The organism is Haloferula sp. BvORR071 (assembly GCF_000739615.1).
GTDB lineage: Bacteria > Verrucomicrobiota > Verrucomicrobiia > Verrucomicrobiales > Akkermansiaceae > Haloferula.
The window spans coordinates 1-25,885 of sequence record NZ_BATP01000007.1 but is presented as its reverse complement, the minus strand read 5'-3'; the positions used below and the strand labels follow the sequence as shown (position 1 = coordinate 25,885).

Here is a 25,885-nt window from a genome sequence, read left to right as displayed (position 1 = left end):
CGGGCTCTTGAAATCGTGCTGCAGCGGGATCCTCAGTTGCCGCCGTTGCCGTTCTTCTCCTTCATCTTTTCCTTCCACTTGGCTGCGGCGTTGTTGCCGCCGCCACCGTTACCGCCACCTTGGTGCTGCGGTGCGGGCTGAGCTTGCTGGCCATGACCCCGGCCATACTGCTGCGCTTGGGCTTGTTGCTGCGCGATGCGGGCCTGGCGGGAATTGCCGCCACCACCGGTTGTCACCGGCTGCTCATAGGGATTGTTGCTCTTTTTCTTGTACTGCTGCGGATACTGGCGCGGCTGCTGTTGTTGCTGCTGCTGGTATTGCGGCTGGTTGTAAGGAGTGCGGCCGCGGGCCTTGTTGTTGAACTGCTGCTGCTGCTCGCGCATGTTCTCCATCTTCTGCGCCTGGTTGGACTGCATGTTCTGGTTGCGCTGCTTCTGGTAGTACTGCGCGTCCTTGTATTTCTCCGCAGCGCGAGCGCGCTGGTTACGGAGGTTGTCGGCGGCGCGGTCGTTCTGCTCGCGGACCTTGTTTGCCCAGTTGTAGTTCTGGGCCTTCAACTGCTGGACGCGGTTCTGGTAGTTCGGCAGAGCGCGGTCGCGGAAGCCCGTGGGCGCGCCGATGTAGCCATGGCCACCCCAGCCATACGGGTGATGGGCGCCGTAGAGCGGACGCGGGCAGTAGCCGGCAGGGTAGTAGCCGTAGAGGTAGGGATCGTAGTAGCAGCCGCGGTAGCGGTCGTAGTAGCAATAGACGACCGGGTCATAGAGCCAGCGGTCGCTGCTGGTGTAGACGAAATTCACGCTGCTGCCCCCGCCGTAGTAGCCGCCACCACCGCCGCCTCCATAATATCCGCCGCCGCCGCCTCCGGCATAGGGGTCATAGAAACAGGAAGTGGCACTGAGGGTGACCAGCGCGAGCGCTGCGGCTTGAATCCAACGGGATGTCCGGATCATGGTTTTGTGACGATTGCTGGAGACAATTATTCAACCGATTCGAACGAAGTCCAGCGGCTCATTTGCGGCTGGATGCGGAATGGTGACACGGAACCCCTCCGGCGGCTTTAGAAGGGGAGGGCACCGCGGGAAATCGAGCCACGGGTGCCTTTGCCGCCAAATCCGCCTCCGGCCCGTGCCCTGCGCCACTCCCGCCGTTGACACAGCCCCGCCAAACCCATTTCCTCCCTGCACACGCTGCCTTTCTTTCATCCGATTTCATGAGTACCCCCGTTTTGGTCACAGGCGGAGCCGGCTACATCGGCTCCCACACCGTCCGTTTTCTCGCCGCCCAAGGTTACAAGGTGGTGGTTCTCGATAATTTGGTCTTCGGTCACCGGGATGCCATCGTCGACGAGGGCGTGGAACTCGTGGTGGGCGATATCGGCGACAAGGAGCTGATTGCCGGGCTTTTCGACCGCCACGGCTTTGCTGCGGTGATCCACTTCGCCGCCTACGCCTACGTCGGCGAGTCGGTCACGAATCCGCTGAAGTACTACCGGAACAACACCGCCGCCCCGCTGGCCCTGCTCGAAGTGATGCAGGAGAAGGGCTGCAAGAATTTCGTATTCTCCTCGACCTGCGCGACTTACGGCGTGCCGGCGAGCATCCCGATCGTCGAAACCAACCCACAGGACCCGATCAATCCCTACGGCCGCAGCAAGCTGATGCTGGAGTGGATCCTACGGGACTGCGACGCCGCTTGGGGCCTGAAGACCGCCTCCCTGCGCTATTTCAACGCCAGCGGTTCCTCCGCAGACGGCAAGATCGGCGAGGACCACGATCCGGAGACCCACCTCATCCCGCGGGTCCTGATGGCCGTGACCGGAGAGATTTCCCACCTCGATGTCTTCGGCACCGACTACCCGACGCCGGACGGCACCTGCATCCGCGACTACATCCATGTGGACGATCTCGCCTCTGCGCACGCCGCGGCGATCACCCACTTGGCGGCCGGCGGCAGCTCTGTGGCCTGCAATCTCGGCACCGGGGTAGGGGTCTCCGTAAAGGAAATCATCACCGCCGTGGAGGAAGTCACGGGCCGTACGGTCCCCGTGAAATACAGCCCGCGGCGCGCCGGTGACCCACCGCAACTCCTTGCCGATCCGTCTTTTGCCAAACAAACGCTGGGCTGGTCCGCCAAGCACACGGACGTTCGCGACATGGTGAGCTCCGCCTGGGCCTGGATGTCCGGCCCGCGGAAGGGCCGCTACGAATCGTAATCAGGAAAATTCAGGTAATTGCGATGTAAACACATTACCGCTTGCATCCGGCACTAGACCGCACCATAAGTTCACAAAACAAAACCCACCATGATTCCGTCCCGAAAAAGTCACCTCACAGGCTTCAGCCTGGTCGAGTTGCTTGTGGTAATTCTGATCATTTCGCTACTGCTCACCTTGGGCGCTGGCGTGATGAAAAGCATTGGCAGCGGCAACAGCCTTGGCTCCGCGGTCGCGACTTCCGAGGCCTTGTTCGATGAGGCCCGCGCCATTGCCGTCGGCAAGGGCACCCGTGCCCGCGTGCTGGTCGATGTCAACGATCCGCAGAATGAAGAAACCTACCTCCGCCGCCTGGTCCTCTGCTACGAGGAACTCGATGAGCAAGGTCAGCCGATGAAGGAGAAGTGGGTGCTTTCCAGCCGTGGCCAGAATCTCCCCGAGAAGACCTACTTCAGCAAGGAGTTCAGCAAGAAGAACCACGAGACCGGCGAAGGCGACATGGAGGAAAAGTCCTATACCTTCGGCAAGGACATCTACGACGGGAAGTACATCGCCTATGAGTTCAACTCTGAGGGCATTTGCACCAGTCCGGGAACGAGTTTTGTGATCGGTTCCGGCGTCCGCCCTCTGGGTCAAGCGCCCCGGCCCGCCGCGGAAGGCAAGCGTGACTTCGGTGGCTTCGTCGTCTGGCGGAACGGCCGCACTTCCTTGTTCCGCGACCCCGAACAAATCGGTCTTCCCGCGCAAGTTACCACTTTCTGATTCCGCCCATGAAGTTCACTTCCATTCGCAAGCACCGCGGCTTCACCTTGATGGAGACGGTCATCGCCATTGGCGTTTTGGCCCTTCTTCTCACAGCGTTCCTCGCGGTCTTTGGTCCTGCCACCCAAGGCCTGCGCAAGGCCATCAGCGTGCAGGAGGCCGATCGCCTTGCCGCCGCCCTTGAGCGTGAGCTCGTGACGGTCCGTCCGGGCACCACCTCCGATTACAGCACCGGCTTCGACAAGGCCTACAAGTGGATCGAAGGCGCCTCCGCCGGCAAGGAGTCGATCTTCCTCTACCAGTATCGCGGCAAGCCTGATGAGATCCGCTCGGACGGTTCGATGGAGCCTTACGAGCAGGGTGGCGGTGTTGCCGGTAAGGACTTCATCGTCCAGCCTGCGGTCCGCAAGCGCGATGATCCTCTTTTCCAGAAGGACCTGAACGCGCTGGAAGGCCGGATCTTCACCGCCAAGCTGACGCAGCTCGAATTCAAGAACGGCCAGCTCGTGAAGCGTGAGGACGACGGTATCAACCAGGATCCGAACGACACTGGCGATAGCTCCGGCGGACAGGGCTCCAACGGTTATGTGGAGGCCGTGATCGCCTTCGCCGCTGAATTCTACATCATCCCGACGAGCGACCCGAACTACGTGAAGCAGGGCGGTAAGTTCGATCCGAAGAATCTCGAAAAACCCGTCTTCACCCGTAATCTCGCAGTGCGCCGTTAATCCCGGCGAAAACCCGCTTCCATGAAAACCCCGCAATTTTCCAAGCGCAAAGGCGGCTTCACCCTGATCGAGCTGATGGTCGCCATGGCCATCACTACGGTCATCGTGACGGTGCTTGTCTCCATCACCGGCATCGCCATGGACGCATGGCAGCGTGGCCGTGCTGAGATCCGCGCCTCGCGCCAAGCCAAGTCGATGCTCGACACGATGGCCAAGGACTTCGAGTCCTTCGTCTCACGCCGTGGCAACAACTTCGACTGGCTCTATGCCAAGGTCAGCGACGATCTTCCTGGTCCGACCTCGAACCAGAGTTCGAATGCCGCAAGCCTGATCCTCTTCACCGCCGCGACCGACCGTTACCTGGGTGACATCGGCGGCCAAAAGGATTTGGGCGGCGACGTTTCCTGTGTCGGCTACGGCCTCGAGTATCAGGACCCGATCAGCGGCAAGGACAACAACGATAACCACGATGCGAACACCTTCGTCTTCTACCGCAAGCTGGTGGACCCGAAGGACACCTTCGACAAGCTGCTGGGCCATGACGATCTTGAAAGTGCCTTCCAGAGCTTCAAGACGGACCTCAAGAAGCCGGAGAACTTCGTCTGTGAGAATATCTACCAGTTCACGCTGACCTTCCATGTCGATGTGACCCAGCAGACGGGTAACACCACCACCACGGTGCCGGTCCGCGTGACCCTCGGCGAGACCGGGGCGGGCAAGGAACTGCGGATGCGTGGCGACGGCATCAAGACCGACGCCAAGTCCGGCAGCCTGAAGCCGCAGGTCAGCGACGACGAGCTGAAGGCCGGCCGCCTCACCGGTGTGGAAATCGGTGTCACGGTTCTCTCCGATGCCGCGGTGATCCGCCTTGGTGCCGGCAACCTCGACCAGAAGGTTCGCGAGAAGATCCTCGCCCAAGAGTCCTTCCAGTTCTCCCGCACGGTGGAGATGCCGGGGATGTAAGGGACGCGATCTGAGATTTTAAAGAAGGCGGAGACGAGAGTCTCCGCCTTTTTCTTTGCCTGGAAGAGGCGTGGAGGACGGGGAGAGTGCCCTTCCTTGTTCCCTCACGCCTTTGTCCTCAGGAGCTCAATCGCCTCACGCATATCGTCGGGCGTAACCTCGGCGCTCACGAAAGCATCACCGGCAGCGCGCAGGAGGACGAAGCGGACTTTGCCGCCCTCGAACTTCTTGTCGCGGCCCAGCTTCTCCATCACGCGCTCGGTCGTGATCGCGGGATCGAGTTGCAGGGGGAGATGGAAATGCTGCAGGAGCCCGAGGATGGTGCCGCTTTGGTCGGCTGGTAGGCCGGCGTGCTTTTCAGAGAGCTGCAGGGCGGCGCGCAGGCCTAGCGAGATCGCCTCACCGTGCAGCATCTCACCGTAGGGTACCGAGGCCTCGATCCCGTGCCCGATGGTGTGGCCAAGATTAAGCAGGGCACGGACGCCCTTGGTCTCATGCTCGTCCACTTCCACGATGCGGGCCTTGATGGCGATGTTGCGGGCGATGAGATCCGCCGGCACATCGCGGGTCGCGGGATCCAGCGCCTTGATGTCCGCCAGCATCGCGGCATCGCGGATCGCCGCATGCTTGATGACCTCGGCGAAACCCTCGTGATATTCGCGGTCCGGCAGGGTTGCCAGCACCAGTGGGTCCACCAGCACCAGCGCCGGCTGGTGGAAGGCGCCTAGCAGATTCTTGCCCTCCGCCAGATTCACCCCGGTCTTGCCGCCGACCGAGGAATCGACCTGCGCGACGATGGTCGTGGGAATCTGCACGAAGGGGATACCGCGGTAGAAGACAGAGGCCACGAAGCCGGCCAGATCGCCCACCACGCCACCGCCCAGGGCGATGACGAAGGATCGCCGGTCATGTCCCGCCGCTGCCATCGAGGAGCAGAGTTGCTCGACCCGCGCCATCGACTTCGAGCTCTCGCCACTGGGGACCAGATGGAGATCTGCAGTGTAACCGGCAGTCTCCAAAGCTGTGAGCAATGCCTGCGCGTGGTGCCCGGCCACGGTTTCGTCGGAGATCACCGCTGCGCGGCCCTTCAGGCCAGCCTCGCGGATCGCCTCGCCAGCCCGCACCAGCAGGCCTTGCTCCACCTTCACGTCATAAGAACGCGCTCCCAGATCCACGTGCACCGTCGGCATGCGCGGAGCATGCGGAGAGATCGCGGATTCGCCAATGCGGAATCGACGTCTTAGCGGCTCAGGCTTCCCCGAGCAGTTTCAGTAAGGCGGGATAGTCGATCTTGGCATTGTGCCGCCGGTCCAGGGGGATGGCCTCCACCCGGATGACCTCGTCGATCCCAAACTCCGCGGCCTCGGCCTCCATGTCCGCAACCGTCGTGACGAGCACCCGCCGACCCTTCAAGCCGAGGGCCGCGGTACGAGTGCCGGGATGCCGGGCCCGCAATGCCGATTCGATCGCGAAGGGATAGTCGAGCGCGCCTTCGGGAAGTCCGGCGCGAGCGAGTGAACTGGCCGGAAGCTTCGCCGCACAGCGACCTAACAGCCACAAGCGGCCGGATTCATCCAGCCACGCCGCATCGCCGGTCCGGTGCCAGACCTTGCCCGCCACGTGGATCTTGGTTTCCTTGTCACCCACGCCGCCGAGATAGCCGCTGAGCACGTGATCACCGGTCACGATGACCTCACCCGGCTCCCCGGGCGCCACGGTGATATTGTCGAGTTCTTCCGGCGTGAGCTTGGCCAAGGACTGGCCCCAGTGATCGCGGATGATCCGCAGCTCAACCTCCGGCACTGGCACCCCCGCGCAGAGACCGAAGCCCGCGGCCGTCTGCGCGACGAGATCCGCACTGTATTCGTGCGCGCCGAGGTGGCTCATCGGCTCCGCTTCCGTGGAGCCGAAGACCGCGGTGACTTCCGCATCCGGCAGCGCCGCTTGGAGTCGTTCTAGCAGATCGGGAAAAACCGGTGCGCCGCCCGTGTAGACTTTGCTTACTTGTGGCAACGAATCGGGACCGGCAAGCAGCGCCTCGAAGAAGGCAGGGGAGGCGGCGCAGCGGGTCACGCCATGGCGCTCGCATTGCGCGCGGATAGCCGCGGCATCTGCCTTGCCTGGCGAGCGCAGGTCGGTATCGGCCAACACGCTGGTCAGACCAGAAGCGAGGTTGGCGAGCACGAAGACCGGCAGGGTGATCAGGTCGACCTCAGCTTCCGAGAAATCGAGTGCCTTCTCCAAAGCCCGGTGCTGGGCCATCAGGAAGCCGTGGCTGCGGACCGCGGCCTTCGGCACGCCGGTGCTGCCGCTGGTGAAAGTAATCAGCGCGGGCTCTTCGTCGGGAACCTCTTCCATGCTCGCTGGGTGGCCCGGTGACCATGCGGAGGCCGCGGGAAACCATCCAGTTGAGCAAATGGCACGCGGGATCCGCCGCAGTCCTGGCACGGCGAGCTTGAGCAGGTGGGCTTTCCATGGACCGAAGAAAGCATCGGGCGGCAGGCGCTGGCAGCAGAGCGAGAGAAAGGCACGTCCGGCCGATGGATCCGCGAGCATCACCCGCAAACCACCGTGGAAGGCCGCCAGAAGGATCTCGTAGAGTTCAATTGAAACCGGTTGGAAGACCAGGATCGTGCTACCGCGCTTGAGGCCCAATTCCTTTAGCCTGCCGGCACCCCGCTCGACCCGCTGGAGCAGTTCCGCGAAGCCCACGCTGCGGTCGCAGCCCTTGTGGCGATCGATCAAGGCGGGACGCCCGGGATGGAGTGCCGCCCGCTCGCGGAGGAGTGCCACGAGGTTCATAGTAGTTTTGAGAACAGGGCGTAGCGGCGGATGGGGTCGCCGTGGTGGCGGCCCGTGATTTTAAGCGAGGTGTTGTTCTCGTGCTGCAGGGCGTGGATCGCCTCGGTGAAGCCCTTCTCGCGGCCCAGGCGGTGAACTTCATCGACCAGCAGGCTGCCGAGCCCGGCGCAGCGCGACTCCGGATCAACCGCCAGGGTCTTCACGATCAGGGCCGGCTTCTCGCCGCGGGCGGCGGCTTCCAAATCCGCGATCGCGAAGACGAAGCCGCAGGGAACGCCGTCCTTTTCCGCGATCCTCACGAAGTCGGGATCGACGCGTGACTGCACCTTGCGGTAGGCACCGAGAAAGCCTTCCTCCTCCAGCGGCGTGTAAAGGAAGTTGTTTGCGAAGCTGCGCAGGCTGATTGCGTAGATCGCCCGCAGCTCGTCATCATAGCGATCCCCATGCAGCGGACGGATGGCGATGCCGGATCGTTCCAGTCGCTCCTTGAGGGTCGGCGAGACCACCGAACTGCCATCCAGCGGCATGAGGGAGGAGGAGTAGCGGGACAGCTCTTGATAGCCCGCGGCGCGCCACCATTCGGGAAAAGCGGGGTTGTTCCGCGGCTCTAACAGGAACGGCCCGCGCCCGCTGCTCTCGATCACGAAGCGGTGCCGGCGCCAGGTGTTGGCGTTCATCGGGCCGATGGCGATGGTGCAGCCCGCTTCCCGCAAGCGCTCCTCCGCGGCTTCCAGGAGTTGCGCACTCGCTTCGGCGCTGAAGGATTCGAAGCCGCCGATGGTGCCAACCTTGTGGTCTCCGTAAGCAGGCACGTCGCTCCACCACAGGGCGGCGGTGGCGATCCGTCCTTCTGGATCGACTGCAATCAGGCGCGCGTCGGGCTTCTCCTCCGGGCCGGCGACTTGTTCGGAGATCGCTTGGGCCGCAGGCAGGGAGCTCCAGTCCGTAGCGGGGCCTTCCAGGATGTGGATGAGGGGAGGGTTCATGGCGCGAGTTGCTTCAGCATGAGCAGGGCGGGAGTGGAGCAGAGCAGGGCCAAGGTTCCGCGCAGGGTCCACACCACGGAAGCGGAGAGACGGGATTCCAAGGCATCCGAGAGTAAGGCCACGGCGGGTGTCAGGACCAGCGCGATGGTGGCTGGCCACGCCAGCGCTTGGTTGTCCTTCCACAGCCAGAGCAGCCCGGCGAGACCAGCGACACCCCAGCCCTTCACCACGGAATACAACAGCGCGGCTCTGCCGGGGTGGAGGTAGCGGCGGGTGGCGAGTGTGGTCATCGTGAGATGAATCGCCATCGCGAAGGACAGCCCGGTCAGGGCTACCCGCGAATCGAGGAAGCCGCGATCCACCGCGAGACACCACGGCAGCGAGCCGATGGCATGCGAGATCACGGCATCCAGCCGATGGTCGAAGGTCCCGCCGAGGCGATGACGCCCGGTGGTGACGAGGTGGCAGATGAAGATGGCCAGCAGCGGCAGGAGAAAGCGTGGGTCGCCCAGAATCGCACAGCCATAGCCGAGCAGAGCGCCGCCGATCAAGGCACTGCCACTGAGCGTGCTCCAGCGGGAACTCCACGCCACCAAGCCTAACAGAAGCACCGCAGCCCCGAAGCGAATCTCCATCTGCAGCATGCTGCTCGCCAGGAAGCGCGCGAGCAGGAGATGGCAGCCCACCGGGATCACGAGGTTGTCGAAGCCGCGGTCCGAGATGCCCTCGGCCATCATGGAGACGATGGCCAGCGTGAGCGCGATGGCCATCGCGTGGATGGCATCCACGCGGCCGCTGTAGAAGAGCGGCAGGAAGGTGCAAAGGAAAGCTACCACCAGGAAGGCGGCGGAACCTTCCGCACTCTTGCGGCCCGTGCCACAGACGTAGAAGCGATGACCCCAGCGCGTTCCGGCAATCGCGCCCGCGGCATCCGCCACGGTTAGAATGCCGACCGGAATGGCATGGAGCAGGGGATCGCCCTTCGAGAGAGCGAAGACCGCGGCGACCGCGGGAGCGAATAGGATCTCGCCATAGGAGAAGCGCTCCACCCCATGCAGGGCAGAGCCGACGCCCTTGCGCAGGGCCGGCACACAGCGCAAGAGCAGCAGTGGCAGGGTGGCGAGACCAGCCAGGACCCACACCGGCAGCGGCCTGTCGAAGATCCAAGGGAAGGCCGCGCAGGCCAAACCCATCGCGACGTGTACCGACTTGCGCGCCACTTCAGAGGAGCTGCCGCCGGCACTGCACAATTTGCGGATCAGGGGCAGGCCTGCCAGTAAGGCGGCCAGCACACCAAGGACAGCCAGCCATTCATGCCCGCTCACCTCAGTACCTCCTCCACGACGAATCGGCTGTAGAAGAAGGCCCGATCCTCATGAAACAAGCTGGCGGCCTCGCTGGCTCGCGGTTGCAGCAGCTTCGCCATGGATTCCGGGCGCGAGCGCGGTGCGAGCATGTTCCAATATGCGAGCCGGGCACCGGGATTCGAGGCCGCGACTAGGCGACGCAGCAGGGCCTCGGTGTTTTCCTCGCTCATGTATTCGAAGATGTCGCTCAGGTTATAGGCGTCGAAGCGTTTGTCCGGCTCGGCTTCTAACAAGGCCTCGATGGGAGAACCAATCACACGGAAGCGGCCTTCCTGCAGACCCTTGCGGATCGGCTCGAAGTTCGCCTCTTCCAGGGCGTGGGGCAGCGTCTCGCCGTGGGTGCCGGTGAGGATCCAGTGGAGATAAGGATTCGCGGAAGGATCCAGCGCCGCCAAGGCGTGCTCGGTGCGGCTGAGGATTCGCTCGGCCACGGAGCCCTCGACGTACTTGAAGAACTCCGGATCCCGGCCCAAGGCACCCATCAACGCGCGGGAGAAGAAGACTTGGAAGATCGCGCGCCAGCGGCGGTTGTTCCAGACCTTGTCGTAGAAACGGCGGCGCTCGTCGTGGGACCGGGGCTCTAACAAGGAGAGCACGCGCTTCCGCGGATGTGCCAGTGGCAGCACCCGGCTGCGGAAAAGGCGGAAGTAGTTCTCGAACTTCCCGCAGCCACCGATGCCGCTGGCGACGTCTTCCGGATTTGCATCCCAGAAGGTGCGGGCTTCTTCGGGCATGATGGCCCGGCACTCGGCGTAGAGGGTCGGGCGGCGGCTTGAGGGACGCGAGCCGTGGAGCTCCAGGAAGGTAGCATGGTCGAGCCTCAAGTACGCCGCCTTGCGCAATTCGATGCAGGCGACTTGGGCAGGGTTCATTTCCACCGCCGTAACCGAGGCCGCGCCAGCCGCAAGCAAGGAGAAGCTATTGTCACCAGCCGAGCCGATGCTCAGGCAGTGCCGGCCCGCGGGCTGAAGGGCTTGGACCAGCAGGAGCGAGTCCTCCCAGCATTGGGCATAGCGGACCTTCGAGAAGTCGGCGCGGTGCTGGATCTCGGATTTGCTCATGGGCGATGTGAGGTGCGGTGGGATAAGCCGTCCTTTTCCGATGAGCCTCCACGAGATGGCATCGAGGACAGAGGCCGCTTGTTCAAGAGCCCCAACGGGGCGGCAGGGAGATAGCCCCGGGTAAGCAAGCGATAGCGCGCGCAACCCTGGGCACGGTGCCTAACAAGATTGGCTCCCTGTAGGGGAGCAGCGAGGTCGCCGATGGGAAAACGGTCTGGAGTCACCACACTCCCGGCCCCCAATTCAGGGGGCAATATAGCTTCGGGCAAAACCCAGGGCTGCGCTATCGCTTGCCCTCGGCTATCTCCCGGCCGCCCCTTTGGGGCTTTTGAGCGGGCATTCCCTAGGTCGACTTTGAAGGGAGCACGGCAGGTGGTCGTCATGCTTCCTCCTCTGTTAGGATTCGCACTTCGCCGGTGCTGCCGTCCATTTCGACGAGGTCACCGGTCTTGAGGATGGTGGTGATGCGAGAGAGGGAGACGATGCAGGGGAGGCGAAGTTCGCGGGAGACGATGGCGGAGTGGGATAGGAGGCTGCCGCGTTCCACCAGTAGACCTGAGGCCGCCGGGAACAGCACGACCCAGCCAGGGTCGGTCTGCTGAGCCACGAGGATCTCGCCGGGCTCCAAGCGTGCGCCGCGGGGATCGAGCACGACGCGCACGCGGCCCTTCACCTTGCCGGGGCAGGCACCGATGCCCTTGATGTGCTCGCCCGCGACCACTGGTTCCTCCTTGCGGCTGGCTTCGAATGCCGAATAGCGATGCACCGGGCCGTGGGTCTCGAAGCGATCCGGCGGTGCCGCTTCGTTCCGGAAGCTATCGAACTCGATGCGGCGCTGTTGGGCCAGTGCGGCGAAGTCCACGATGGTGCCGGTCGCCTCCCATGCCGCGAGCACTTCGTCGAGTTCCAGATAGAAGATATCCTCGGGAGCCGCCAGGCGGTCGTCGGCATGCAAGCGTTTGCCCAGCTCGCGCAAGATCGCCCGCACCCGCCCGAACAGCCGCGTGCGCTCAAAGCGCAGGTTCTCGCGGCAGCGGACCTTCTCCCGCGCATGCTTGAGCACATGGCCGAAGACGATCTGCTTCAGGGGATTGCCCAGCGAAGGCGCCTCAGCCTGCGATGTCGCGACCTCCTCCGGCAGGTTCCCGCGCATCGCCAGCGCGCCGATGGAAGATAGCAGGGTCGAGGCGTCGTCGCGGACGGTTGGGCTTTCGAGCTTCAGTTCCTCCAGGCAGCGGTCGCCGAAGTCATCCAGATATCGCTGGAACTCCGCGCTCAGCGAGCCGTGGCGTTTGACCGCGGCGAGCTTCTCCTGCGCTGGTGTATCCGGATTCACCAGCAGCTCGGGCAGGCCGGGAAGCTCCGCGGCCAGCTTGGCCATGCGGATGATCCGGCGCGGTGGCTCCGCACTGATGATCCCGCCAGTGTGAGCGAGTAACTCATTCTGCAGCGTGCCATCCTGATCGCCGGCCCATTTGCCGCACAGGCCACGGAGCAGGCCGTAGTAGATCATCGCGAAGAAGTCATTCACCAGCGGCGCGTCCCAGCGCTTGAGCAGCTGGCGCTCGAGGTCGCGGTAGTGAATTACCAGGTCCTCCCCGCTCATGGATTCCAGCGGCACCGGGGGCGGTGCGAGCGCGGTATCCAGCCGCGCCTGGAACTCCGCCACCTGCTTCTTCAGTCCCCGCAACTGCCGGATCAATCCAATGCAGGTGCCGACCAAGGCCCGCATGTCCGCGCCGCGGCTGACGCTCGATTCTGCGATGATCTTCTGCACCAGCGGCTCGGGCAGCGGTTCCTTCACGCCCATCATCTGCTCCATGAAGGAGCGGTTGAGCTGGAAGCCGGGCAGCAGCGCCAGCACCCGGTACCAACTCGCAAGGTTGTAGTAGGTCCTCCCCCGGATCAGCCCCAGCATCTGCGGAAAGACATCGTCCGCGCGCGTGATCCGCTCCGCCGGCACCGACATCAGGCGGCAAAACTCGCGGTAGACTGACTCGTAGATCCGCCGGGCGAAGGAGAAGGTGAGGGGAGTGGTCACACCGCCGTAGCTCTCCGCGATGTTGCTGTTGTCCCAGACCCGCAATGTATCGTCGGGGTCCGGCACGCCGGCCAAGGTCGTGATCGGCCGCGATTGCAGCAGCCAGAGCTTGCCTGCTTCGTCGATCGCCCACTCGATATCCTGTGGCCGTCCAAAGTAAGCCGCGCAATCGCGGGCAAGTTTAGCAAGCTCTCGGGCCTCAGCTTCCTTTAGCAGAGCATTTTCCGGCATCTCGCTGGACTCGCTACTGATGCGCCAAGTCTCACCATCCACCTCGCCCGATACCAACTTCTCACCGGTTCCCGCAACCGCGGACACCACCGCGAGCGAGCGCCTGCCGCTGACCGGATCCGCCGAGAAAGCTACGCCCGCATAACGCGGCAGGATCATCCGCTGCACCAGCACGGTCGGCGGCTCCGGCAGCGGCAGCCCGCGCTCGCGGCAATAGGTGAGCACCGCCTCCCGCCGTGCCGAGTCCCGCACGGCCGCGATCCGCTCCGCAACTTCAGCCGCGGGAACTTCCAGGAAGGTCTCGAACTGCCCCGCGAAGGAATGCCCTGCACCATCCTCCATCGTGGCGGAGGAGCGCACCGCGAAGGGACCCGCGCCAAGGTCTGTTAGGCAAGCCGCCAGTTCACCCTCGCTCCACTGCGCCTCTGGAGGCACCGCGAACCACGCCGGCACGTCGAAGCCCGCCTCGCCCAGTTTGGCGAGGGCTGCGCCCTTGCCGCCGAGGCGTGAACTGGGGGTTCCGGGGAAGAGAAAGCTCATGATCGGTTCAGCGTCTCAGGACTAGCGGCACCAAGCCGAGGAGCAGGTAGAGGGCTAGCGTCCATACGGCGGAGACCGCTTCGATCTTCTTCCCGGACATCCCGCGATGAGCGTAGCCAAAGACCGCTGCCATAGCGACTAACAAGACCGCGCCGAGCCCGCAAGAAACCGGGAATGCAAAACCGATCGCCTGGGATGCCTTGAGCGCGCAGTACCAGGTCCAGAACAACATGAACACCCACACGGTCGCCCCGCCTTGCACACCCCATAGCGCGCTGTAAGTCTCCACGCCCTCCTCCTCATCGGCAGGCTGGCGCAGCTTGCGGCCCAGCTCAATCACGATCCCGTTGCAGAAGCTCGCCGCGAGGAACCAGCCCAGCCCCGCCGGCGCCTTGCCTGCGCGCGGCAGCCACTCGCAGGCGGTGCCGAAGAAATCCACCAGCGGCATGATGCCCATGTGGCTCACCAGATAGACCACCGGCCGTGCCTTCAGCCATTCCCGGCAGAAGAACTCCACGCTCATCAGCGCCAGATAGGTCCAGGCAATCCCCAGCACCCACAGCAGCCGCAGGTCCAGCCACAGCACCAGCCCGAGTTGGATCGCCGCGGCGAGAATGAACACCACACGCAACTCAGACAACTTAACCAGACCCCGCGGCACCGCACGGTAGGGGCGCCAGCGGGAGTCATCCTCGAAGTCCTTGAATTCATCCGCAATCCGAAGCTGCAAAAACATCAGCAGACAGACCACGAAGGCAGTGAAATACATCTCCCATCCCGGCACCGGCGCTTGGCGCAGCAGGGAGGAGTAGGAGACCGCGCAGGCACTGAATGCCGCGATCAGCGGCCCGTGCGCTAGGAGCGGGAAACGCTCCTTCTGATAGGTCCACCATTTCCCCGAGAAACTTGGAGGTGGAGTTTCGTTTGGCGTCCCCATTGACCTTGTCCGCAGTCTAGCGGGTGGATTTGTCCGCTGGCAAGGCAGGGGCTGCTTTCCGGGTGGGCCGAAAGGTGCAGTCGCTCACTTGTTGGCCTTGGCCCGGCGCTCCAGCATCTTCTTCGCCCCCGCCAATGGCAGGGTGGCGCTGGAGAGGTAGTTCCGGGTGTGGACGCCCTCTCCGAAGATCCATTCGTTCACCCCGCGCTCCTGGAAGTCGCGGACCAGGTCCACTAGCGTTTGCTCGGCGAGCTTGGGATCGACGAGATCGAGCGTGTAGATCAGCCAACCCGTGGGCGTGGCCCAGTAGCCGCCGTTCTGATAGGTGTCGCGCTCGCAGGCGGCATCCCAATACATGCCTTTCGGCAGGTGTCGCATCTGCCCCTTCTGCACGATTTCCGCATGATGTTGCTGGAAATAACGGGCGATGGCGATGGCCTGCTCTGGTGAGGCAATGCCGGCATACACCGCAAAGGCCGAGCCCCACAGGTCCGGCTGGCGGCCTTGGCCGGTAGCTGCGAGGAACAATCCCGCTTCGCCGTCCCAGAAGATAGCCTGCACCGTCTTTGTTAGGGCGCTTGCCTCGTCCTCGAACTTTGCAGCTTCATCGCTCCGCCCAAGTTCGCGAAGCATCGTCGCAAGATGCCGATCCGCCTCGATCAATAGCAGCGAGCAAAACAGCTCGTCGCCCTGCTTGCGTACGGAATCCGTGAAGCCATAAGGACAACGATCCCAGCCCTCGCTGGTGATGTGGACCAAGCCGGTGCTAGGGTTTCGTGGCACGCCCTGGTGCGCGAGCAGGAGCTTCCCGATGATGCCGGCAAGGTAGTCCTTGTCCCGCAGCCGCTGATGCGTCTGCCATGCTACCTCGATAGTGAAGAGGGAGCCATCCGCCACCGGGTTCTTGCCCATGCTGCCGTAGCCGGGCTGATAGATCCTGGTGCCATCGAATTTAATGCAATCCACACCAGCGCCCTTGGGATCGAGCGCATCGAGGAAGAGCGTGCAGGCCCGGCGCACTTCGGTGTCGGAGAGCGAGTTACTACAGCCTTCCAGCACATAGGAGTAGTCGCGCAGCCAGAATGCCTCATAGCCGGGGCCTGCCTGAGGCGGGAAAGCCGTCGCCCCACTACTCATCTCCCGTGTGCTGGCACGGACGAGCACTGGAGCCGCCACCTCCAGCCATTTCACCGCTTGGCCGAAGCTGCTGATCGTGGCGACCTCTACAGACGCAGAGGCGTTTGTTAGAATCGCCGCACAGGCGAGAACCGGGAGAAGTCGGGCCATACCACAGGGATCATTCATTCTTCTTCCCCCGCGCCAGCTTGCGGTGCGCCCGCGCGAAGTGCCCCGCACTCAGCGCCCCGATGATCGAAAGCTCTCCGGCTAACAGCAGCCCCGCGCACACTTCCGCCAGTGCCCGCGCCTTGCCAGCCCCGGCGAGCCCCATCAGCTCCAGGCAGGCCTTCTGCGTGGGTAATCGCGTCCCCCCGCCGACCGTGCCGACCATGATTCCCGGCAAGGTCACCGTGGAGTAAAGATCGCCTTCCTCCGTAACCTCGAAGCGCGTCACACCCGTTGCGGATTCCGCCACGCAGGCTGCATCCTGGCCGGTGGCGAGGTAGAGGGCTGTTAGTCCGTTTGCAAAGTGGCCATGGATGCCGAGTGTGCCGCTGAGCACCCCGCCGATCGCCGACATCTGCCAGTACTGCTCCATCGCCCGTGGCGTGGTGTGCAGGTGCTTCTTCACCAGTTCCGCCGGGATCAGCGCCTCCGCCGTCACCTTCTTGCCGCGGGTACTGGTATAGGCCTTGGTGCTGGCCTTCTTGTCGCCCGAGAGATTCGATTCCACATAGTGCCGCTGTAATGGCACCGGCGTGTGTTCGACAATGTAGTCGCAGACCGCCTGCGAGGCGATGGTCACCATGTTCTGGCCCGAGGCATCGCCGGTGGTGAACTCGAAGTTCAGATACACGTGGTTGCCCTCCAGTGTGACCCCCACATCCACCATCTTGCCGTGGGAGGTCGTGGCATTCGCGATCTCTTGGAAAACCTCGAAGTTCTCCATCGCCCAGATCGTGAAACGGCAGGCCTCTGCCGCCGTGCGGAGAACGAAAGCGGGCGCGCGGCTCAGGCTTTCGAAGAGCACCAGCGCGGTGCAACCGCCTGCCTCCGTCAGCAGCCGGCATCCGCGATGGTAGCTAGCCACCAGCGCCGCCTCGGTGGTCGCCAGGGGAATGGGATAGTCACCCCGCGCCGTAGTGCCATTGATCCGCAAGGGCCCCGCCAGGCCCAGCGGCAGCTTCAGCAGGCCGATGGCATTCTCAATATTGCCCTGGTAGACTGGTAGCTCCTGGACTGCGGCTTCATTCAACAGGATCGCCTGTAGCTCTAAATCCAGCCCGGCTTCCTGCCACAATGCCTCCGCACGCTGCGCCGTCACCTTGGCGCTACCCGCAGGAACCGCTGGCAGATTGTCGAAGTTGGGGCCAAGTCGCGCTGCCACCACCTCCGGGCTCTCGCCTCCGAGAATCCTTGCCACATGTTGCTGCGTCAGCCCGCGTTTTCCCGTCATTGATAGAGGGAATTACACGGAGCCGCGAGCCGCGACAATGGAATCCGGCGGAAGCGGGGAGCGTCGGGGAGTGAAGCGAGCGAACGATCAGACCAGGCCCTTCCGGAGCGCTTTGGAGACGGCTTCGGTCTGGGTGCGGACGTGCAGCTTGCGGTAAACGCTGCGCAGGTGCATGTCCACGGTGTGCTGGGAGATGTCGAGCTGGTCGCCGATTTCCTTCTTGATGAAGCCCTTCACCAGCAGGCGCAGCACTTCTTCCTCACGGGAGGTGAGGGGCTCGGTTTCTTCCACCGGGCCGTGCTTGGAGAAGCCTTCCAGGATCATTGTGGCGATCGGGCTGCTCAGCGCGGCGGTGCCCTGCATCACGTCGCGGATGCCGGAGAGGATGTCGTCCGGATCGGCGGTCTTGAGCAGGTATCCGGAGGCGCCGTTGCAGATGGCGCGGTAAACGCGCTCGCGGTCGTCGAAGGAGGTGAGGATGACGATCTTCTGTGCCGGGACCTTGGCCTTGACCTCGCGCAGCACCTGCAGGCCGTCCTTGCCGGGCAGGCCGAGGTCGAGCATCAGGAGATCCGGCGGGGCGGAACAGTAGTTCAGTTCGGCGAAGAGGTCGTCCGGGTGCGAGAATGCCTTCTCACAGACGAGGTCATCTTCACCGGCGATGAGACGCGAGATCTGTTTGGCGAAGTTCGCATGGTCTTCGCAGATCCAGATCCGCAACGGGACAGTAGCGGTGTTACTCATGGGCGGTTGCTTTGGTTGCCATCAGGCTGGTTCGTTTGACGGAGAGTCGGAGGGTGGTGCCCGCGCCGGGCTTGGATTCCACGTGCAGGGTGCCTTCCAGCACCCGGGCGCGGTCAGCGAGCTTCTTCACGGCGGCCATCTGGTCGTCCTCGTTGCGGGGCAGGCCGATGCCATTGTCGGAGACCTCCATGACCAGGCGTTCGCGCTCGTCGAAGAGGCGCACGGTCACTTGGGTCGCCTTCGAGTGCTTCACCACGTTGTGAAGCGCTTCCTTGTAGAAAAGGAAGAGGTGACGCTTGGAATCGAGCGTCAGCTTGGCCGCGGTCTTGGAGGACCGGCAGACCAGAGAGTATTCGATCTCGCGCAGCAGGCGGGCAGCGCAGTCGCGCATCCGCTGCACCAAGTCGCCGATCGTGTCCTGGCGGCGTTCTAGCAGCCACACGATGTCGCGCATCGCCAGGGAGCTTTCGCGGGCGATCGTTTCCACTTCGCCCAGGTCGTTGGCCACCACATCGGGGCCGTGCAGACGCTCGAGGTCGCGCTTCGCGGAGCGGGCGATCAGCGAGATGGAGCCGAGGTTGCTGCCGATGTCGTCGTGCAGGTCGGAGGCGATACGCTTGCGCAGCTTGTCGAGCTGGGTGCGGGACACCAGACGGCGTCGTTCGACGATTGCCACCGGGATCAGGAAAGTCAGGCCAAGCCCGATCGCCGCACCCCAGGTGGTGTTCAACTCGCTCTCCGACGCCATGGTCGTGTGCGAGGACTTCAGGCTTTGAAGTTCACCGTCGATCTGGCTGCGCTCGACGAGTTGGTTAAGCCAGACGTGCATCGGCAGGATCTGCACACTGCCGCCGGAGCCATCGGTGAGTTCTTCGGAGGGATGTTCCAGCCCGTCCTGGCGGGCGGTGACTTCCTTACCGAAGGCCACGTTACGGGTGCCGGACCAGACTTCGATCTCGCCCAAGGCTTGCAGCTGGCGGTTGCCCAGTTGCCAGGCCTTTTCGGAGACCACCCGCAGATAGCGGCCGGCCGTCCGGGTGCTCGTCGGCATCACGATCGGCGTGGTCAGGTCAACCGGCAGATCGCGATCGCCGCTGCTGGCAATCCGCGTGGGCTTGGCGAAATCCGGGGTGTCCGAAACCTCCACATTCAGGCGCGGCGGCACCGCACCCGGACCGGAGAGCTCCGGCAGCGCGTAGGGGAAGAAGACCATACGGTCCACCGTCGTGCTCTCGCCCAGATCAATGATCCACTCGACCCGCTGGTTGTCGATTGGCACTTCCAGACAGTCACCGTGCGAGGCGGTCCACAGGCCACCCTGCCAGATTCCGAGCGGCGTGCGGCCGTCGACGATGTATTGCGGGGCCCATCGGTTGGGGATTTCCACCGATTGGTTGCTGGTCACGGTCGCCCCGAAGGAAACCGGATTGCGGTCGGAGAAGACAAAGATCTCGGAGAGCGCGCAGACATTCGGCAGGCCGCGGCGGTGGCCCTCCAGAAGGGTGAGCCGCACGTGGCGCGCGGGCTGCCCGTCAGCATTGATCCGGACCGGGTAGCCGTTGGGGGAGGGCTGGGGAAGCTGGCCGGTCTTGTAGACCGTCCGGGCGTCGGAGAAGTCCGCTTGGGTAGCCGCCTCAATCATGTAGCGGCGCGGGAAAAGGTCGTTCGAATCGCCCGCCTCGCGCTGGGCTGGAACAAGGAAAATCTGGTCCAAGGGAACTTCGCGTCCCAGATCGAGGGAGATCCACGGATTGCCTGCCGACTCGTCGGACTGCCCGCAACGCCAGCAAATGCTTTCCTTGAGGGGGCGTTCCGCAAACACCGCGAGGGCATCCCGGCGGTCTTCCAGCCAATGGATGCGGTCTTCGACCTCGACCAGCTTGCGGTTGAAAATCCTGGCTACCCGACCGATCGGGTTGGTGGTCTGCGCCGTTTCAGCGGCGGAGAGGGACGCGGGGAGCAGGGTGTTCAGGGCAATCAGGCCAACGCAGAGGTGGGGCAACCTCGAGTGTTGGTTTTTCATGTTTTATGGGCGACAGCGGGGAAGTCTTTAACATATTTTAAAAATCTGGGAAATTATTTTGTCGGAAACTTTTGAACGCCCGCAAAATTGCGTTGTCTTCCTAGCTTTGAGCCGGGTTGCCGGCGTCGCCGTCCGGTTGCCGCCAGCCTCAAGGAGAGGGTGCCAAGCCGGTCACGATCGCCGAAACATTGTGGCGAATCATCGCCTCGTAGCTGTCCACCCCGGAGCCATCGGCGTAGAGCGGCTTGCCGGCCTTGATCCCGGTGTCCTTGGTTAGGATCTCCAGAATCTTGGGGTTGGATTCCTTCTCAGGGAAGATCGCCGCCACCTTGTGCTCCTTCAGCTTGGTAATGAGGGCTGCGAGCTGCTTCGGGTCTGGCATTTGCTCGCGGTTCAGGCCCTGCAGGGGGATGGCCTCGAAGCCATTGTCCTTGCAGAAATAGGCAAAGGCGGCGTGGGCGGTGGCAAGTTGGCGGCGCTCACGCGGGATCCGGGCGATCTCCTTGCGGCTCCAGCGCTGTAGCTCGTCCAGCTTGGTGCGGTAGGCGGCGGCATTCTTGGTGTAACTCTCTGCGCCAGCAGGGTCTGCGGCGCTCAGGGCCTCCGCCGTCGCGGTCGTGGCCCGGCGGAAGAGGTCGATGGAGTGCCACCAGTGCGGGTCCTGCTCGTGGTGATGGTGCTCGTGATCCTCCGCTCCGTGATCATGGTCGTCCTCCTCCTCGATCGCGGGCAGATCCTTGCCGATCTCCACGACCGTAGCCTTCCCTCCCACGATCCCGCGCAGGGAAGTCAGGTAGCTCTCCAGGCCCATCCCGGAGGCGAGGTAGAGCTTTACGTCTCCCACCTTCTCCAGGTCAGCTGCAACCGGTTCGAAGTGGTGCGGATCGCCGTTCTTGCCGATCAGGTCGACCACCTCCACCCGCGCGCCGCCGACCTGTCGGGCGAGGTCGCCCACCAGAGGATGCAGGGAGGCCACCTTCAATTCCGCGGCGGACAGGGGCAGGAGACTGGCGAGAAGGGCGACGACAAAACGCATGGCCAGAGCTTTGGGCGGCAAGCGCGGTTTTGCAAATCGATTGCGATAGCTTGCTGTCTTCGATCAAAGGTTTGCAGAGGGAAGGGGAGTCGATACACCCCGCTCGTGCACCTGATCCTCGCCTCCGCCTCGCCTCGTCGTCAGCAGCTCCTTGCCGAGGCAGGGGTGGAGTTTGAAGTGGTTGTTTCACCCGCCGAGGAGATCCACGACGCAAGTATCCCGCTTGTGAATTTGTGTGAACAAAATGCCGAGCTCAAGGCGCGGGCCGTTGCTGAGCAGCATCCCAAGGCCACGGTGATAGGAGCTGATACACTTGTTTGGATTGAGGGCGAGCCACTGGGCAAGCCTAAGTCCTTGAATGAATCCCGTGAAATGTTACGGAAATTATCGGGACGCGCTCACACGGTTTGCACAGGTGTTTGTATTTTTGATTCAATCGATCGTGTAAATCGATTTCATGATCTTACCTTGGTTCGTTTCAAGGAGTTCGATGAGTCCGTGATCGAAGAATACATTCAAACGGTCGATACACTGGATAAGGCAGGTGCCTACGGCATTCAGGAGCGCGGAGATCTGCTGGTGGAATCCATCGAAGGAGCCTTTGACAACGTGATGGGGCTTCCGGTCTCCAAGGTGATCGAGGCGCTTCGCGGGGATTGAGCGCCTGCGATGCACGACTGGAATTCCGGCGCTACTTCGCACTTGGAACTTGGCCGTCGCCGGGTTCCATTCAGGCCCGTGACCGGGCTGCCGCGGTATCCGCTGATTTTCAATCCGAGGGCGCGCAGCCAAAAAGGGCAGCGGGCCCTTCGCTTCCTCATGGATCATGCCACGCGCTTCGCGCTGCATGCCACCAGTAGCGCTGCGGAGGCGCGTGAGTTGGCGGCGATGTTCGCGCGCCAAGGCGCGCCGGTTGTGGTGGCTGCGGGCGGCGACGGCACCCTGAATGCCGTGGTCCAAGGCTTGGCTGGCTCCCAGACCGCCCTCGGCGTGCTGCCGGCCGGGACCATGAACGTTTTCGCCCGCGAGCTGGGCATCCCCTTCGACAACCTGCCGCGGGCCTTCGAGGTCATCGAGGCCGGTCTGGTCCAGGAGATCGACCTGTTCGAGGCCAACGGTATTCCTTTCGTCCAGATGGCGGGTGTCGGCTTCGACGCCATGGTGATCGAGGAAACGACTTGGGAGACCAAGAAGATGCTCGGGCCGCTCGCCTACCTGCTGGCGGCGGTGAAGGTCCTCGGCGAGGATCCGCCGCGGATGGAGGTGATTTGCGACGACGGCCGCCGCGAGGAAGGCGTGGCGGTGCTGACCGGCAACGGCTCGCTCTACGGCGGCCAATTCAAGCTTTTCCACAAGGCCGACAACCGCGACAGCATGCTCGACGTGCTGGTCTTCAAGGAAGCCGGCTACAAGCTGGTGCTGGACTCTCTCCGGGGCATCGCCTTCGGCGGTGTGGAGGCGGCGGGGACCACCGTGGCCTACCTGCAGGCCCATTCCTGCAAGGTCATAGCGGACCGCGAGGTGCCGGTGCAGGTGGATGGCGAATTGGCCGGCCGCTGGCGTGAGGTGCAATTCAGCAATGAGGATCCCGGTCGGCTCCGGGTGATCGCTCCGGAGGAGCCGATCGGCAGCCGGTTTGCGGAGGCGGTGAAGTCGATGGTGGCATGGACCAAGTGGAAACCGGCGGAACAGAAGGCGTGACCCGAGCGGGGAATAGACTCCGCTGGCGGATTTGGCTGAAGCGAACTCTCTTGGCGGCCATGGCGGTCGGCCTCTTGGGAGTCGCGTTTATTGCGTGGGCGAACCTCGCCGCCGTCCAAGCGTCCCGGGGTATCCTGTACGATGACGTGAACCTGGTCCCGCCGACCAAGGTGGGTCTGGTCTTCGGCACCACTGACCGGGCGCAGGAGCGCGAAAATCTCTACTTCCGCTATCGCATCGATGCCGCGGAGAAGCTGTGGAAGGCCGGCAAGATCCAAGTGATCCTAGTCTCCGGGGACAACAGCGAGAAGTACTACAACGAGCCCGAGAAGATGCGGCGGGCGCTGGTCGAGCGCGGCATCCCGAAGAACAAGATCGTCTGCGACTACGCCGGCCTAAGGACCCTGGACTCGGTGGTGCGTGCCAAGGAGATCTTCGGGCTGACGGAGGTGGTCATGATCTCACAGCGCTTCCACAACGAGCGCGCCGTTTACCTCGCCCAAGCGAATGGCATGAAGGTCACCGGCTTCAATGCCCAGGACGTCGTCAGCAGCGGAGGATTCAAAACCAAGGTCCGAGAAGTCGGGGCCCGGGTGAAGATGTGGCTCGACGTCAATATCCTCGGCACCCGTCCGAGACACTTGGGGGACAAGGAGCAATTGCCGGAGTGAGAAGGGTCAGCCCCCCGCCGCGATCATCACGATCTCGACCTCCGCCCCGTCCTTCACCGGTGTGCCCGCGTAGTCCTTCGCGAAGACCGCTTCCTGATCCAGTTCCACCACCACCGGCTTGCCGCCGAGGCCGAGGGTGTCGAGCAGGCTGTCGACGCTGAAGGCATCGGCATCGAAGCTCCGGCTGTTTCCGTTGATCAAGAGGGTCATGGCAAGGGTTCCTTTTTCTTCCAGTCGTATTGGAACGCGATCTCCGGTGTGAAGCGGAGCATGAGGTAGGCAGTGGCAATGCCAAGCAGGCTTGGATAACGCCAGCCCATATAGTCGTTGCGCAGGATTGACCACGCCCAGTTCTGCTGGGCGTAGAAGTAGATCGAGATGACGAGAGCCAAGCTCATCGCGAGAGAATAACCGACCAGCCAGTGGATGGCCGAGGGTGAGCGGGCGATCCAGCAGAGCCAAGCGATGAGGAGGAATACGATCAGGTTCGTGGTCGCAAACAGGCGCAGGTCCGCGATGAGATTGCGGTAGCTGTCCTGCACCTGAGCCTTGAGCCCCGTCATCTCGCTTTTCAGTGCATCGAGAGCCTTGCGGGCGAGCGGCTGGGTGATCTCGGGGAAGTCGATCTGCTTGGCCTTGTCCGCGCCTCCCCTGGCGAGCTCCTCGAGCCAGTCGCCGGGTGAGCTGCGGTAATCCTGAAGCTCGCGTTCCAGCACCTCGCGCGGCTTGCCGACGATCAGTTTCCCGATCAAGGGGCGGTCGAGCGTTTCCTGAAGCTTGCCCGCGAGAGGGTCGGAATACTTGCGGGACTTCTCCACCGCGATTCGCTGTGCCTGCGATGTAATGATCCCCTTTGCGGCAAAGGTTGAAACGAGAAGGGCGATCGATAGAATCGCACCTGCCAGATTGAAGAAGATCAGGAAGCCGCGCATGGACTGTCTACGGGGTGGCCAGGATCGCCTCATCCCAGTCCTTCCACACCGGCTCGATCTGCTTCGAGCGCAGCATCGCGGCGACCTCGGCGGGCGAGCGGGTGTCGTCGATCTTGAATTGCTCGGTTGCCTTCTCGCAGCCGGTGGTCTGCTCCAGTTCGACGCGGCGGCCCTTCACGGTCAGGTGCAGGTCATCGCTGCCCGCACCGGTGTAGCCGCCGGGTTCGGTGCGCGCGCCGGCGGACATGGTGGTCACGCCCAGATGAACGAGAGAGTCGCGGAAGTTTGCGGGTTCGCGGGTGGACAACACGATGCCGACCTGCGGGAAGCAGGTCCGGAATGCACAGACGAGCTGCACCAGCGCCCGGTCCGAGAGATAGAGATTTTCGTCCGGCTCGTACTGGTAGTTCCCGGCGTAGGGACGCATCCGAGGGAAGGCCACGGTGAACTGCGCCTTCCAGCAATGCTTGTAGAGGTATTCGAGGTGGGCGGCCAGGGCGAGTGCCTCATGCCGCCATTCCGCGAGACCGAAGAGAGCCCCTATACCAATCCTCCGGAAGCCGCCCGCGTAAGCGCGCTCGGGGCAATCGAGGCGCCAGTCGAAGTTCTTCTTGGGTCCCGCGGTATGCAGGCGCTGGTAAGTCTCGCGGTGGTAGGTCTCCTGATAGACCACCAGACCCTCCGCGCCGTGGCGGACGATTTCGGCATACTGGTCATCTTCCATCGGGCCGACTTCGATACCGATGGTCGGGAAGAAGCCCTTCAGGGCATCGATGCACTCCTGGAGATAGCCATCCGAGACGAATTTCGGGTGCTCGCCGGCGACCAGCAGCACATTGCGGAAGCCAAGGTCATGCAGGTACCGCGCCTCGCGGACCACCTGGTCCACGGTCAGGGTCACCCGGAAGATCCCATTGTCCCGGGAGAAGCCACAGTAGGAACAGTTGTTCACGCACTCGTTGGAGAGGTAGAGCGGCGCGAAAAGCCGCATGGTGCGGCCGAAGTGGTGGCGGGTCAGGCGCTGGCTCTCCCGGGCGAGGGCTTCCAGCCCGCGGTCTTGGACCGGGGCGATCAGCCGCTCGAAACGGCGCAACAGGGGAGACGGGTTCGCCAGGGCGGCGGCAAATTGGGCGGAAAAACTCACGGACGGCGGCAGCATGGAGCGGGGAAGGGGGGACGTCAAAGCGGGATCCCTGCATTGCTGTCAGGCGGGAAAAAACGGGAGAATTGCCGCGGCCCGGGCGTAGACCCCCGGATTTTGGGGGAGCCGCCGGAGCTTGCCATGCGCCTCCCGGGCGGCTTTCCTCCCCCTGCTGCCGATACCCATGAGCGAACGCCTCGTCCTGAAACCCACCCCCTGGTTCCTGTTCCGTGCTGTGGCGATGCTGCTGATGTTCGGAATTTTCGCGGCGATGTTCTACAAGGACGGCAGCCACGGTTACCGCGACCAGAACTACGTTTACTATCTCTCCAAGGCCTTCAAGACGGCGCGGGAGGACTTCACCGCCGGCCGCCACAGTGCCACTCCGGGCGAGTGGGCGGGATACGCCAAGGAGCAGAAAGTGCCCTT

At 63.4% G+C, this 25,885-nt stretch carries 24 protein-coding genes; 8 read left to right on the top strand and 16 right to left on the bottom strand.

Annotated features, from left to right (window positions below; translation table 11 throughout):
* Window positions 1-32 precede the first annotated feature (32 nt).
* The gene (locus BV071_RS05440) at window positions 33-953 is read right to left on the bottom strand and encodes a hypothetical protein (protein WP_035603240.1); all 921 of its coding nucleotides are present in this window, start codon (window positions 951-953) and stop codon (window positions 33-35) included.
* 260 nt (window positions 954-1,213) lie between these two features.
* Here BV071_RS05440 and galE point away from each other — a divergent pair, with 260 nt between their 5' ends.
* The 4 genes from galE to BV071_RS05420 all read left to right on the top strand — a co-directional run bounded on the left by galE (window position 1,214) and on the right by BV071_RS05420 (window position 4,668).
* Entirely contained in the window at window positions 1,214-2,215 is a 1,002-nt protein-coding gene (galE, locus tag BV071_RS05435) for a UDP-glucose 4-epimerase GalE (RefSeq protein WP_035603238.1), read from the top strand.
* 90 nt (window positions 2,216-2,305) lie between these two features.
* A complete protein-coding gene (locus BV071_RS05430) occupies window positions 2,306-2,977 on the top strand; it encodes a prepilin-type N-terminal cleavage/methylation domain-containing protein (RefSeq protein ID WP_035603236.1) in 672 nt (223 codons plus the stop codon).
* An 8-nt stretch (window positions 2,978-2,985) separates the two neighbouring features.
* Window positions 2,986-3,705: a prepilin-type N-terminal cleavage/methylation domain-containing protein gene (locus BV071_RS05425; protein WP_035603235.1), complete on the top strand. Its 720-nt coding sequence runs from the start codon at window positions 2,986-2,988 to the stop codon at window positions 3,703-3,705.
* 21 nt (window positions 3,706-3,726) lie between these two features.
* Complete coding sequence (locus BV071_RS05420; protein ID WP_035603232.1) at window positions 3,727-4,668, top strand: prepilin-type N-terminal cleavage/methylation domain-containing protein; 942 nt, start codon at window positions 3,727-3,729, stop codon at window positions 4,666-4,668.
* A 104-nt stretch (window positions 4,669-4,772) separates the two neighbouring features.
* Here BV071_RS05420 and aroB read toward each other — a convergent pair whose 3' ends face one another.
* From aroB to BV071_RS05360, 12 genes are all read right to left on the bottom strand, one after another.
* Window positions 4,773-5,858: a 3-dehydroquinate synthase gene (gene aroB, locus BV071_RS05415; protein ID WP_035603229.1), complete on the bottom strand. Its 1,086-nt coding sequence runs from the start codon at window positions 5,856-5,858 to the stop codon at window positions 4,773-4,775.
* A gap of 58 nt (window positions 5,859-5,916) precedes the next feature.
* Window positions 5,917-7,461: an AMP-binding protein gene (locus BV071_RS05410; RefSeq protein ID WP_265594100.1), complete on the bottom strand. Its 1,545-nt coding sequence runs from the start codon at window positions 7,459-7,461 to the stop codon at window positions 5,917-5,919.
* Window positions 7,462-7,466: 5 nt separating this feature from the next.
* Complete coding sequence (locus tag BV071_RS05405) at window positions 7,467-8,456, bottom strand: GNAT family N-acetyltransferase (RefSeq protein WP_052572930.1); 990 nt, start codon at window positions 8,454-8,456, stop codon at window positions 7,467-7,469.
* The gene (locus BV071_RS05400; RefSeq protein WP_035603225.1) at window positions 8,453-9,781 is read right to left on the bottom strand and encodes a hypothetical protein; all 1,329 of its coding nucleotides are present in this window, start codon (window positions 9,779-9,781) and stop codon (window positions 8,453-8,455) included. Before BV071_RS05400 ends, BV071_RS05405 begins: the two co-directional genes overlap by 4 nt.
* A complete protein-coding gene (locus BV071_RS05395; protein ID WP_035603223.1) occupies window positions 9,778-10,884 on the bottom strand; it encodes a DUF3419 family protein in 1,107 nt (368 codons plus the stop codon). The genes BV071_RS05400 and BV071_RS05395 overlap by 4 nt, the downstream gene beginning before the upstream one ends.
* Window positions 10,885-11,263: 379 nt before the next feature.
* Window positions 11,264-13,696 (bottom strand): PEP/pyruvate-binding domain-containing protein, encoded by a 2,433-nt coding sequence (locus tag BV071_RS05390; protein ID WP_035603221.1) that lies wholly within the window; start codon window positions 13,694-13,696, stop codon window positions 11,264-11,266.
* A 7-nt stretch (window positions 13,697-13,703) separates the two neighbouring features.
* Window positions 13,704-14,633: a UbiA family prenyltransferase gene (locus BV071_RS05385; protein WP_035603219.1), complete on the bottom strand. Its 930-nt coding sequence runs from the start codon at window positions 14,631-14,633 to the stop codon at window positions 13,704-13,706.
* A gap of 84 nt (window positions 14,634-14,717) precedes the next feature.
* On the bottom strand, window positions 14,718-15,920 hold the full coding sequence (locus tag BV071_RS05380) for a hypothetical protein (protein ID WP_035603217.1): 1,203 nt from the start codon (window positions 15,918-15,920) through the stop codon (window positions 14,718-14,720).
* 10 nt (window positions 15,921-15,930) lie between these two features.
* Entirely contained in the window at window positions 15,931-17,208 is a 1,278-nt protein-coding gene (locus BV071_RS05375) for a hydroxymethylglutaryl-CoA reductase (protein ID WP_052572929.1), read from the bottom strand.
* A gap of 87 nt (window positions 17,209-17,295) precedes the next feature.
* Window positions 17,296-17,952, bottom strand: coding sequence for a response regulator transcription factor (locus tag BV071_RS05370; RefSeq protein WP_035603215.1), 657 nt, complete (start codon window positions 17,950-17,952; stop codon window positions 17,296-17,298).
* A complete protein-coding gene (locus tag BV071_RS05365) occupies window positions 17,945-19,975 on the bottom strand; it encodes an ATP-binding protein (RefSeq protein ID WP_081885808.1) in 2,031 nt (676 codons plus the stop codon). The genes BV071_RS05370 and BV071_RS05365 overlap by 8 nt, the downstream gene beginning before the upstream one ends.
* A gap of 148 nt (window positions 19,976-20,123) precedes the next feature.
* Window positions 20,124-21,011 (bottom strand): metal ABC transporter substrate-binding protein, encoded by an 888-nt coding sequence (locus BV071_RS05360; protein ID WP_035603211.1) that lies wholly within the window; start codon window positions 21,009-21,011, stop codon window positions 20,124-20,126.
* 105 nt (window positions 21,012-21,116) lie between these two features.
* On the opposite strand from BV071_RS05360, the gene BV071_RS05355 reads away from it, so the two are divergent.
* The 3 genes from BV071_RS05355 (at window position 21,117) to BV071_RS05345 (ending at window position 23,383) form a co-directional block, all read left to right on the top strand.
* Window positions 21,117-21,671: a Maf family protein gene (locus BV071_RS05355; protein WP_035603209.1), complete on the top strand. Its 555-nt coding sequence runs from the start codon at window positions 21,117-21,119 to the stop codon at window positions 21,669-21,671.
* A gap of 78 nt (window positions 21,672-21,749) precedes the next feature.
* Entirely contained in the window at window positions 21,750-22,712 is a 963-nt protein-coding gene (locus BV071_RS05350; RefSeq protein ID WP_052572928.1) for a diacylglycerol kinase family protein, read from the top strand.
* Window positions 22,676-23,383 (top strand): ElyC/SanA/YdcF family protein, encoded by a 708-nt coding sequence (locus BV071_RS05345; RefSeq protein WP_081885806.1) that lies wholly within the window; start codon window positions 22,676-22,678, stop codon window positions 23,381-23,383. The genes BV071_RS05350 and BV071_RS05345 overlap by 37 nt, the downstream gene beginning before the upstream one ends.
* Window positions 23,384-23,389: 6 nt before the next feature.
* On the opposite strand, the gene thiS is transcribed toward BV071_RS05345, so the two are convergent.
* The 3 genes from thiS to thiH are packed head-to-tail and all read right to left on the bottom strand — an operon-like array spanning window position 23,390 to window position 25,459.
* Window positions 23,390-23,593, bottom strand: coding sequence for a sulfur carrier protein ThiS (thiS, locus tag BV071_RS05340; RefSeq protein WP_035603207.1), 204 nt, complete (start codon window positions 23,591-23,593; stop codon window positions 23,390-23,392).
* Entirely contained in the window at window positions 23,590-24,315 is a 726-nt protein-coding gene (locus BV071_RS05335) for a hypothetical protein (RefSeq protein WP_035603205.1), read from the bottom strand. Before BV071_RS05335 ends, thiS begins: the two co-directional genes overlap by 4 nt.
* 7 nt (window positions 24,316-24,322) lie before the next feature.
* Window positions 24,323-25,459, bottom strand: a complete 1,137-nt coding sequence (gene thiH / locus BV071_RS05330) for a 2-iminoacetate synthase ThiH (protein ID WP_265594099.1) — start codon at window positions 25,457-25,459, stop codon at window positions 24,323-24,325.
* 181 nt (window positions 25,460-25,640) lie between these two features.
* Here thiH and BV071_RS05325 point away from each other — a divergent pair.
* A partial coding sequence (locus BV071_RS05325; RefSeq protein WP_035603202.1) for a hypothetical protein occupies window positions 25,641-25,885 on the top strand: 245 nt, incomplete at its 3' end.

Coding starts and splice junctions, on each gene's coding strand:
- BV071_RS05440 (WP_035603240.1), bottom strand. CDS start 953: ATGATCCGGACATCCCGTTGGATTCAAGCCGCAGCGCTCGCGCTGGTC.
- galE (WP_035603238.1), top strand. CDS start 1,214: ATGAGTACCCCCGTTTTGGTCACAGGCGGAGCCGGCTACATCGGCTCC.
- BV071_RS05430 (WP_035603236.1), top strand. CDS start 2,306: ATGATTCCGTCCCGAAAAAGTCACCTCACAGGCTTCAGCCTGGTCGAG.
- BV071_RS05425 (WP_035603235.1), top strand. CDS start 2,986: ATGAAGTTCACTTCCATTCGCAAGCACCGCGGCTTCACCTTGATGGAG.
- BV071_RS05420 (WP_035603232.1), top strand. CDS start 3,727: ATGAAAACCCCGCAATTTTCCAAGCGCAAAGGCGGCTTCACCCTGATC.
- aroB (WP_035603229.1), bottom strand. CDS start 5,858: ATGCCGACGGTGCACGTGGATCTGGGAGCGCGTTCTTATGACGTGAAG.
- BV071_RS05405 (WP_052572930.1), bottom strand. CDS start 8,456: ATGAACCCTCCCCTCATCCACATCCTGGAAGGCCCCGCTACGGACTGG.
- BV071_RS05395 (WP_035603223.1), bottom strand. CDS start 10,884: ATGAGCAAATCCGAGATCCAGCACCGCGCCGACTTCTCGAAGGTCCGC.
- BV071_RS05390 (WP_035603221.1), bottom strand. CDS start 13,696: ATGAGCTTTCTCTTCCCCGGAACCCCCAGTTCACGCCTCGGCGGCAAG.
- BV071_RS05385 (WP_035603219.1), bottom strand. CDS start 14,633: ATGGGGACGCCAAACGAAACTCCACCTCCAAGTTTCTCGGGGAAATGG.
- BV071_RS05380 (WP_035603217.1), bottom strand. CDS start 15,920: ATGGCCCGACTTCTCCCGGTTCTCGCCTGTGCGGCGATTCTAACAAAC.
- BV071_RS05375 (WP_052572929.1), bottom strand. CDS start 17,208: ATGACGGGAAAACGCGGGCTGACGCAGCAACATGTGGCAAGGATTCTC.
- BV071_RS05370 (WP_035603215.1), bottom strand. CDS start 17,952: ATGAGTAACACCGCTACTGTCCCGTTGCGGATCTGGATCTGCGAAGAC.
- BV071_RS05365 (WP_081885808.1), bottom strand. CDS start 19,975: ATGAAAAACCAACACTCGAGGTTGCCCCACCTCTGCGTTGGCCTGATT.
- BV071_RS05360 (WP_035603211.1), bottom strand. CDS start 21,011: ATGCGTTTTGTCGTCGCCCTTCTCGCCAGTCTCCTGCCCCTGTCCGCC.
- BV071_RS05345 (WP_081885806.1), top strand. CDS start 22,676: ATGGACCAAGTGGAAACCGGCGGAACAGAAGGCGTGACCCGAGCGGGG.
- thiS (WP_035603207.1), bottom strand. CDS start 23,593: ATGACCCTCTTGATCAACGGAAACAGCCGGAGCTTCGATGCCGATGCC.
- BV071_RS05335 (WP_035603205.1), bottom strand. CDS start 24,315: ATGCGCGGCTTCCTGATCTTCTTCAATCTGGCAGGTGCGATTCTATCG.